This is a genomic window from Massilia sp. P2_C2, assembly GCF_056404615.1.
Genome location: NZ_JBFUDR010000258.1, coordinates 1 through 9218, shown reverse-complemented (window position 1 = coordinate 9218; position 9218 = coordinate 1). Strand labels below are relative to the sequence as shown.

Annotated in this window: 7 protein-coding genes; 5 read left to right on the top strand and 2 right to left on the bottom strand. The window is 65.4% G+C overall.

The annotated features are described in order from the left end of the window. The 3 genes from AC1DYX_RS23600 to AC1DYX_RS23590 form a co-directional block, all read left to right on the top strand. On the top strand, positions 1 to 470 hold a 470-nt coding region (locus tag AC1DYX_RS23600; protein WP_477263373.1), incomplete at its 5' end, for an aminopeptidase. A gap of 282 nt (positions 471 to 752) precedes the next feature. Further along, the gene (locus AC1DYX_RS23595) at positions 753 to 2435 is read left to right on the top strand and encodes a long-chain-fatty-acid--CoA ligase (protein WP_477263371.1); all 1683 of its coding nucleotides are present in this window, start codon (positions 753 to 755) and stop codon (positions 2433 to 2435) included. 130 nt (positions 2436 to 2565) lie between these two features. Next, positions 2566 to 4245 carry a long-chain-fatty-acid--CoA ligase gene (locus AC1DYX_RS23590; protein ID WP_477263369.1) on the top strand — a complete coding sequence of 560 codons (1680 nt, stop codon included), beginning with the start codon at positions 2566 to 2568 and terminating at the stop codon, positions 4243 to 4245. Between the two features lie 71 nt (positions 4246 to 4316). On the opposite strand, the gene AC1DYX_RS23585 is transcribed toward AC1DYX_RS23590, so the two are convergent. Continuing rightward, positions 4317 to 5906, bottom strand: coding sequence for an alkaline phosphatase D family protein (locus AC1DYX_RS23585; RefSeq protein WP_477263367.1), 1590 nt, complete (start codon positions 5904 to 5906; stop codon positions 4317 to 4319). Positions 5907 to 5916: 10 nt separating this feature from the next. After that, a complete protein-coding gene (locus tag AC1DYX_RS23580) occupies positions 5917 to 6354 on the bottom strand; it encodes an acyl-CoA thioesterase (protein WP_477263365.1) in 438 nt (145 codons plus the stop codon). A gap of 62 nt (positions 6355 to 6416) precedes the next feature. On the opposite strand from AC1DYX_RS23580, the gene AC1DYX_RS23575 reads away from it, so the two are divergent. Further along, complete coding sequence (locus AC1DYX_RS23575) at positions 6417 to 8279, top strand: ABCB family ABC transporter ATP-binding protein/permease (RefSeq protein WP_477263363.1); 1863 nt, start codon at positions 6417 to 6419, stop codon at positions 8277 to 8279. 5 nt (positions 8280 to 8284) lie between these two features. Next, positions 8285 to 9157 carry a Kdo hydroxylase family protein gene (locus AC1DYX_RS23570; protein ID WP_477263361.1) on the top strand — a complete coding sequence of 291 codons (873 nt, stop codon included), beginning with the start codon at positions 8285 to 8287 and terminating at the stop codon, positions 9155 to 9157. Positions 9158 to 9218 lie beyond the last annotated feature (61 nt).

Genomic DNA, 9218 nt, shown 5'->3' with positions numbered 1-9218 from the left:
GGATGGAACGCTTCGGCAACCAGCAGATGCGCGATGCCTACGCGCGCTACCGCAGCCGCAAGAAGGATTTCCTCGGCTTGCTGATGAAGTACCGCAAGGCCCTCGAGCAGAACTATGCGGTGGTCGATCGCGGCGATGCGGAAAAGCGCGCGGTCAAGGCGCGCCTGTTCCAGGAGCTGAAGGATGAATACCAGGTCCTGAAGGGTAATTGGGGCGGCTACGCGGGCTATGACCGCTTCTTCGAACAGCCGCTGTCGAACGCCCACCTGGCGTCGATCGCGACCTATGAAGACTTCGTGCCCGCGTTCCGCGCCCTGCTGCAGCGCGAGGGCAGCTTTCCGAAGTTCTACAATGCCGTCAAGCGCCTGGCCGACATGGACCGCGCCGCCCGTCACCGTATCCTCAACGGGATGGTGCCGCCGCTCGTGACGTCGCCCCTGATGGTGCAGCGCAGCGAAACCCGGCCGTAGGGCGGGCGGCCTCCGCCCACGCGTAACGCCAACACGTCGCATACGTCACGCGTGGGCACGGGGTGCCCACCCTACGACTGATGATGCAGCGCAGCGAAATGCAACCATAGCCATTTCCATCAAACATCGATAGAGTCGTTGTTCGAAAAGCGCAAAAATGCTTGCGTCCGCGCGCTGTGCCCGATAGCATCGTGTTTAGTAATATCAGCACGACCGTGCGATTTTTTTGACGGATGTGTGATCGGGCTCAGAACGATAACGATACTGGAGACAGAGGCACCGATGGACAAGATTTGGCTCAAGGCTTACCCGCCCGGCGTACCGGCGGAAATCGATCCCGACCAGTATGGTTCGCTGGTGCAAATGCTGGAGGAATCGTTCCACAACTACGCGGCGAACAACGCCTACGTGTGCATGGACAAGTTTCTCACCTATGGGGAACTGGACGGCATGTCGAAGCGCCTGGCCGCGTGGCTGCAGAGCCGCGGCATGAAGCCGGGCGCRCGCGTSGCCSTGATGATGCCSAACGTGCTGCAATACCCGGTGGCGCTGGCCGCCATCCTGCGCGCGGGCTACACCGTGGTCAATGTGAACCCGCTGTACACGCCGCGCGAGCTGGAGCACCAGCTGAAGGATTCCGGCAGCGAAGCGATCATCGTGCTCGAGAACTTTGCGCACACGGTCGAGCAGGTGCTGGGCAAGACGCCGGTGCGCCACGTCGTCGTGGCCAGCATGGGCGAGCTGCTGGGCGGCGCCAAGGGCATGCTGGTCAACTTCGTCGTCCGCAATATCAAAAAGCTGGTGCCGGACTTCACGATCCCGCAGATGGTGCGCTTCAAGGACGCGCTGGCGCAGGGCAAGAAGATGCCGTTCCAGCCGGCGCAGCTGAAGCCTTCCGACGTCGCCTTCCTGCAGTACACGGGCGGGACGACGGGGGTGTCGAAGGGCGCGACCCTGACGCACCGCAACGTGATCGCCAACATCCTGCAGACGGAAGCGTGGTCGAAGCCGTCGATGAGCCAGCCGCCGCTGATCGAATTCCCGACCATCGTGTGCGCGCTGCCGCTGTACCACATCTTCGCGCTGACGGCGTGCGCGCTGTGGGGCATGCGGGTGGGTGCGCTGAACATCCTGATCCCGAACCCGCGCGACATCCCGGGTTTCACCAAGGAGCTGAAAAAGTATCGGATCAACATGCTGCCGGCCGTGAACACGCTGTACAACGCGCTGGTGAACCACCCGGATTTCCGGGAAGTCGACTTCAGCGCGCTGAAGGTGTCGAACGGCGGCGGCATGGCCGTGCAGCAGGCCGTCAACGACAAGTGGAAGGCGCTCACGGGCACCAACATCATCGAGGGCTACGGCCTGTCGGAGACGGCGCCCGTGGCCACCTGCAACCGCTGCGACGTGCCGGGCTTCACGGGCACGATCGGCCTGCCGGTGCCGTCGACGGACATCGCCATCGTCGACGACGACGACCGGCACCTGCCGGTGGGCAGCATCGGCGAGATCGCGATCCGCGGTCCGCAGGTGATGGCCGGCTACTGGAACCGCCCGGACGAGACGGCAAAGGTGATGACGGCCAACGGCTTCTTCAAGTCGGGCGACATCGGCGTGATGGACGAGAACGGGTACGTKAAGATCGTCGACCGCAAGAAAGACATGATCCTCGTCTCGGGTTTCAATGTGTACCCGAACGAACTGGAAGCGGTGATCGCGGCACATCCGGGCGTGCTGGAATGTGCCGTGATCGGCGTGCCGGACGAGCATTCCGGCGAAGCGGTCAAGGTCTTCGTCGTGCGCAAGGATCCGGACCTGAAGGCCGAGCAGCTGATGGACTACTGCAAGCGCGAGCTGACCGGCTACAAGAAGCCGAAGTACATCGAATTCCGCGACGAGCTGCCGAAGACGAACGTCGGCAAGATCCTGCGCCGCGCGCTGCGCGAGGAAAAGCAGGCGGCGTAGGGTGGGCGATTGATGCCGGGGGCATCAATCGGTGCCCACGCAGATGCCGACATGACGCAAGCACGAGCCGCCGTCGGCGGCTTTTTTTGCGCATACGATTTATATGATTGAGAACTAGCGAGGCAATGACATGGACAAATTCTGGCTGAAGTCGTACGAAGCGGGCGTGCCGGCGGAGATCGACTGGACGCAGTACCGCTCCCTCACGCACATGCTGGAGGAATCCTTCCGCAAGTACGCCAACCGCAAGGCCTTCGCGTGCATGGGCAAGTCCATGACGTTCGCGGAGCTGGACCGCCTGTCCGGCGCGATGGCCGCGTGGCTGCAGCAGAAAGGGCTCGCGCCGGGCGCGCGCGTGGCGATCATGCTGCCGAACGTGCTGCAGTATCCGGTGGCGATGGYCGCCATCCTGCGCGCCGGCTACACCATCGTCAACGTCAACCCGCTGTACACGGCGCGCGAGCTGCAGCACCAGCTGAACGACTCGGGCGCGGAGGCCATCGTCGTGCTGGAGAACTTCGCGCACACCGTCGCCGAAGTCGTGGCAAACACGAAGGTGAAGCACGTCATCGTGGGCACCATGGGCGACCTGCTGGGGGTAAAGGGCCTGCTCGTCAACTTCGTCGTCCGCACCGTGAAGAAGCTGGTGCCGGCGTGGTCGCTGCCGTCGGCCGTGCCGTTCAAGCGCATGCTGGCCGAGGGCGCGCGCCTGGCGCGCAAGCCCGTCGAGTGCGGCATTGAGGACATCGCCTTCCTGCAGTACACGGGCGGCACGACGGGGGTGTCGARGGGCGCGGTGCTGAAGCACAGGAACGTCATCGCCAACATGCTGCAGAACGAAGCCTGGTTCGCGCCGACGCTGGCGAAGATCCCGGCCGGCGAGACGCCGCTGTTCGTATGTGCGCTGCCGCTGTACCACATCTATGCGCTCACGGTGTGCGCCCTGATGGGCCTGCGCGCGGGCGGCACGAACCTCCTGATTCCGAATCCGCGCGACATCGGCGGGTTCATCAAGGAGCTGAAGAAATACCGCATGCACGTCTTCCCGGCCGTGAATACGCTGTACAACGGCCTCCTGAACCATCCGGACTTCGCCAGCCTGGATTTCTCCGGCCTGAAGGTCTGCCCGGGCGGCGGCATGGCCGTGCAGAAGGCCGTGGCCGACAAGTGGCTCGCGGTGACGGGCACACCGATCGTCGAGGGCTACGGCCTGTCCGAGACGTCGCCGGTGGTCGCCGCGAACCGTTGCGACATCAAGGAGTTCACGGGCACCATCGGCTTCGCGCTGCCGTCGACGGAACTGCGCATCATCGACGAAGCCGATCACGAAGTCCCGTTCGGCACGGCCGGCGAGATCGCGGTGCGCGGCCCGCAGGTGATGGCCGGCTACTGGCAGCGTCCGGACGAGACGGCGAAGGTCATGACGGCGGACGGCTTCTTCAAGACGGGCGACATCGGCGTGATGAACGCCACCGGCGCCGTCAAGATCGTCGACCGCAAAAAGGACATGATCCTCGTCTCGGGCTTCAACGTGTACCCGAACGAAGTGGAGGACGTCGTCGCCGCGCATCCGGGCGTGCTGGAAGTCGCGTGCGTGGGCGTGCCGGACCAGCACTCGGGCGAGGCCGTCAAGCTGTACGTCGTCAGGAAGGACAAGTCCCTGAGCAAGGAAGACGTGCTGGCCTGGTGCAAGGACCAGCTGACGGGCTACAAGCGGCCGAAGTACGTCGAGTTCCGCGACAGCCTGCCCAAGACGAACGTCGGCAAGATCCTGCGGCGCGAGCTGCGTGACGAGAAGCAGACGGCGTAGGGTGGGCACCCCTGTGCCCACGCGGACGCTTGCAATCCGCATACGTCACGCGTGGGCACGGGGTGCCCACCCTACATCGCCGTAATCTCCACGCCCGGCTTCCCATCCTCGATCCGGAAGGCCGCCAGCTCGCGCTGGATGGTCTTCGGGTCGCGCACCTCGTTCAGGCCCATGAAGCGCGTGCGCGTTTCGCCCGGCGTGATCTCCATCAGCATGTAACCCCGCTTGTCGCTGCGTCCGAACCTGATGTGCGGGTTCATCGCCACGTATTGCGACGTGCGCAGCTGCGGGCGCGAGCTCGACGTGACCGACGTGCCGACGAATTCCGTGGCGACCACCGGATTCGCCGCCGACACGGGCCGGTCGAAATCGCGCCGCAGCTCCGTCGCGTAGAACGTGTGCACGTCGCCGCCCAGCACGAGCGGATTCGCGGCGCCGCTCGTCGCCAGCGTGTCGAGCAGGCGCCGGCGCGCGACCGGATAACCATCCCAGCCATCGGTCCAGAAGCGGCCGCCGTCCTGCGCGGTCACCGGGATCTGCGACGACTGCGCCATCAGCGTCTGCTGCGCAAGGATGTTCCAGCGCGCCTTCGACGACGCCAGCCCGGCCTGCAGCCACGCTTCCTGATCGGCGCCCAGCATCGTGCGGCGCGGGTCCAGCAGGGCAGGGCACGCGCGCGGCGTCACGGAATTCGAGCCGCCGTGGCCCGGATGCGGGCAGACTTCCCACGCGCGGTACTGGCGGTCGTCGAGGACGTGAAAGCGCGCGAGGCGTCCCCAGTCGTAGCGCTGGAACATGCGTACGTTGGCGAAGCTCTTCGGTGGCGGCAGGCGCAACGGCATGTGCTCGTAGAAGGCCTGGTAGGCGGCCGCGCGCCGACGCACGAAGTCGGGTGCCAGGCGCTCGTCGCGGTCCGCGGCGTAGTCGTTCGCGACCTCGTGGTCGTCCCACGTGACGATCCACGGCGCGATGAGGTGCGCGGCCTGCAGGTCCGGGTCCGTCTTGTACTGGGCGTAGCGGCGTCGGTAATCGTCCAGCGTGAACGATTCGTCCTGGCGCACGATCCGCATGCCCGGCGCCGGATGCTGAAGGCGATAGGCGCCCCATTCGTAGATGTAGTCGCCGAGGAAGGCGACGAGGTCCGGGTCCGCCTGCGCAATGTAGCGGTGCGCGGCATAGCTGCCGAATTCCCAGTGCTGGCACGACGCGACGGCCAGTTTCAGGCTGTCCGGCATGCTGTCCGGCGCGGGCGCCGTGCGTGTGCGCCCAACGGGGCTGACGGCGTCGCCCAGCATGAAGCGGTACCAGTACCAGCGCGCGGGCTGCAGGCCGCGCACGTCGACGCGCACGCTGTGCGCCAGCTCGGGCGTGGCGAGGACGGTGCCCTTCGCGGCGATGTCGCGGAATGCTCCGTCATGCGCCACTTCCCAGCGCAACGTGAGGGCCAGCGGGGACGTCTTCGCCGGATCGAGCGGATCGGGCGCCACGCGCGTCCACAGGATCACGGAATCCGGCAGCGGACAACCCGAAGCGACGCCGAGGCGGAACGGATAGCCGGCCGCGTTCGACGGCGCCGCGTGCAGTAACGATGACGCCGCCGCAGTGGACGCCGCTGCGAGCCGCGCGGCGTTCAGCAGGAACAGGCGGCGCGGCGCATCCATCGGGTGACGCTTATTGCGCGATCAGCGATTCGAGCGGCGGCAGCTGGCGCGGCTTGCGGTCCGGGCCGGTGGCGACATAGGTCAGCGTCGCTTCCGTCACCTTGACGACGTCCGTCTGCAGGCGGTTGCGCTCGGCGTACACTTCGACGTAGACGGTGATCGAGGTATTGCCGACCTTGACGATGTCGGCATAGAACGACAGCAGGTCGCCGACGAACACGGGGTTCTTGAACACGAAGGAATTGACGGCGATGGTGGCGACGCGGCCGTTGGCGCGGCGCACGGCCGGCAGCGAGCCGGCCACGTCGACCTGGGCCATGATCCAGCCGCCGAACACGTCCCCGTAGACATTCGCATCGGACGGGGCGGGCATCATCCGCAGCACGGGCATCTTTCCTTCAGGCAGGCGGGTGGTGGACGGGACGGGTTTTTCGGAGGGCTGGGTCATCGTGAAATTCCGGTAGAAGCTACAATCGTCACGAATTGAACCATAAATCGTAAAGCACTGTCATGCGCCGCTCTCCTCCGAACTCCATGCCGCCCCCGGCCGATCCGAACGCCAAACGAAACGACTGGGCCACCATCGGCACCTTGCTGCCCTATCTGTGGGTCTACAAATGGCGCGTGCTCGCGGCGCTGGTCTGCCTCGTCGGCGCCAAGATGGCCAACGTGGGCGTGCCGCTGGTGCTGAAGAAGCTGATCGACCACCTGACCATCAATCCATCCGATCCGCATGCGCTGCTCGTGCTGCCGCTCGGCGCGCTGGTCGCGTACGGGCTGCTCCGCTTTTCCACGACGCTGTTCACCGAGCTGCGCGAATTCCTGTTCGCGCGCGTGACGCAGCGCGCGGTGCGCACCATTGCGCTGAAAGTGTTCCGGCACCTGCATGCGCTGTCGCTGCGCTTTCACCTGAACCGCCAGACGGGCGGCATGACGCGCGATATCGAGCGCGGCACGCGCGGCGTCAGCTCGCTCGTGTCGTACTCGCTGTTCTCGATCCTGCCGACGCTCGTCGAGATCACGCTGGTGCTGGGCTACCTCGGCACGCACTACGACGCCTGGTTCGCGGGCATCACGGCCGTTGCGCTCGTCACGTACATCGTGTTCACCGTCACCGTGACGGAATGGCGCACGCACTTCCGCCGCACGATGAACGAACTGGATTCGAAGGCGAACACGAAGGCGATCGATTCGCTGATCAACTACGAGACGGTGAAATACTTCGGCAACGAGGACTACGAGGCGAAGCGCTACGACGAGGGCCTGCAGAAGTACGAGCAGGCCGCGGTGCGTTCGCAGACGTCGCTGTCGTTCCTCAACAGCGGCCAGTCGCTGATCATCGCGGCGGCCGTGACGGCGATCCTGTGGCGCGCGACGCAGGGCGTGATCGACAAGACGATGACCCTGGGCGACCTCGTGCTCGTGAACTCCTTCATGATCCAGCTGTATATTCCGCTGAACTTCCTGGGCGTGATCTACCGCGAGATCAAGCAGAGCCTGGCGGACATGGAGCGCCTGTTCGGCCTCCTCGAGCAGAACCGCGAAGTGGCGGATTCGCCTCATGCGCAGCCGCTCGTCATCCACGCAACCCCGGGGGCGAAGGTCGAGTTCGCGCATGTCGAATTCAACTACGACCCGAAGCGCCAGATCCTGTTCGACGTCGACTTCACGATCGCCCCCGGCACGACGACCGCGGTCGTGGGCCACAGCGGCTCGGGCAAGTCGACCTTGTCGCGGCTGCTGTTCCGCTTCTACGACGTGCAGCAGGGCGCGATCCGCATCGACGGCCAGGACGTGAAGCACGTGACGCAGGATTCGCTGCGCCACGCCATCGGCATCGTCCCGCAGGACACGGTGCTGTTCAACGACACCATCGAATACAACATCGCCTATGGCCGCCCGGGTGCGAGCCGGGCGGACATCGTCGCGGCGGCGCGCGCGGCATCGATCCACGACTTCATCGAAAGCCTGCCGGACGGCTATGCGACAATGGTGGGTGAACGCGGCCTCAAACTGTCCGGCGGCGAAAAGCAGCGGGTCGCCATCGCGCGCACCTTGCTGAAGAACCCGGCGATCCTGATCTTCGACGAAGCGACGTCGGCGCTCGACTCGAAGTCGGAGCAGGCGATCCAGGCGCAGCTGAAGGAAATCGCGAAGCAGAGAACCACGCTCGTCATCGCACACCGCCTGTCGACCATCGCCGACGCCCACCAGATCCTCGTGCTCGACCACGGCCGTATCGTCGAACGGGGCACGCACGCGGCCCTGATCGCGGCGGGCGGGTTGTACAAGCAGATGTGGGACCGCCAGCAGGCGAGGCAGGACGAAGACCTGGCCTCAAAGCCGGTCGAAGTGACACAAGACCAGGATTGAACAGAATGGAAAATCAGATCGTCGAGATCGACATGGCCGACGTCGGCCACGGCAACCCGGCGTGGATCGCCGCGCTGGAAGCGGGCAAGGTGCTGTACTTTCCGAACTTCGCAGAGCACGGCTTCACGCCGCAGAAGGAAGAGCTGGCGCTGTTCCGCGAAGATATCCGCGATCCCAAGACCCGCAACATCAGCCTGTCGGCCAGCGGCGAGCTGAAAGGCGTCGTCGGCGACGATGACACGAAGGCGCTGATGGCCGGGATGATCGGCCGCTTCCGCGCCCAGGCCGAGGGCCTGCTGGGCAACCTGGTGCCGCGCTACGGCGAACACCTGCGCCGTGGCGCGACCAGTTTCCGGCCGTCGGTGGTGCAGAACCGCGTGCAGTCGTGGCGCGCGGACGACCGCCGCATGCACGTGGACGCGTTCCCGTCGCGCCCGAACTACGGCGAGCGCCTGCTGCGCGTCTTCACCAACGTGAACCAGGACGGCGAACCGCGCGTGTGGCGCGTGGGCGAGCCGTTCGAGGACGTGGCGCGCCGCTTCCTGCCGAAGGCCAAGCCGTATTCGGCGTGGCAGGCCAAGATGCTGAATGCGCTGCACGTGACGAAATCGCTGCGCAGCGAATACGACCACCTGATGCTGCAACTGCACGACGGGATGAAGTCCGACCTGGACTACCAGAAGAACGCGCCGCAGGTGACGTTCGGCTTCCCGCCGGGCTGCGCGTGGGTGTGTTTCTCGGACCAGACCTCGCATGCCGTCATGGCGGGGCAGTACATGATGGAGCATACGTTGCAGCTGTCGCCCATGCACCAGTACGACAGGGACGCGAGTCCGCTGGCGATTCTGACGCGCATGAAGGGACACGCGCTCGTCTAATATGAGGCGAAGCTTGCGTCACGGGTAGGGTGGGCACCCCGTGCCCACGCGTTCAACCGGC

Bases quoted from the DNA above. Each gene is read 5' to 3' on its own strand.
- AC1DYX_RS23585 (WP_477263367.1), bottom strand. From the start codon at position 5,906: ATGGATGCGCCGCGCCGCCTGTTCCTGCTGAACGCCGCGCGGCTCGCA.
- AC1DYX_RS23580 (WP_477263365.1), bottom strand. From the start codon at position 6,354: ATGACCCAGCCCTCCGAAAAACCCGTCCCGTCCACCACCCGCCTGCCT.
- AC1DYX_RS23575 (WP_477263363.1), top strand. From the start codon at position 6,417: ATGCGCCGCTCTCCTCCGAACTCCATGCCGCCCCCGGCCGATCCGAAC.
- AC1DYX_RS23570 (WP_477263361.1), top strand. From the start codon at position 8,285: ATGGAAAATCAGATCGTCGAGATCGACATGGCCGACGTCGGCCACGGC.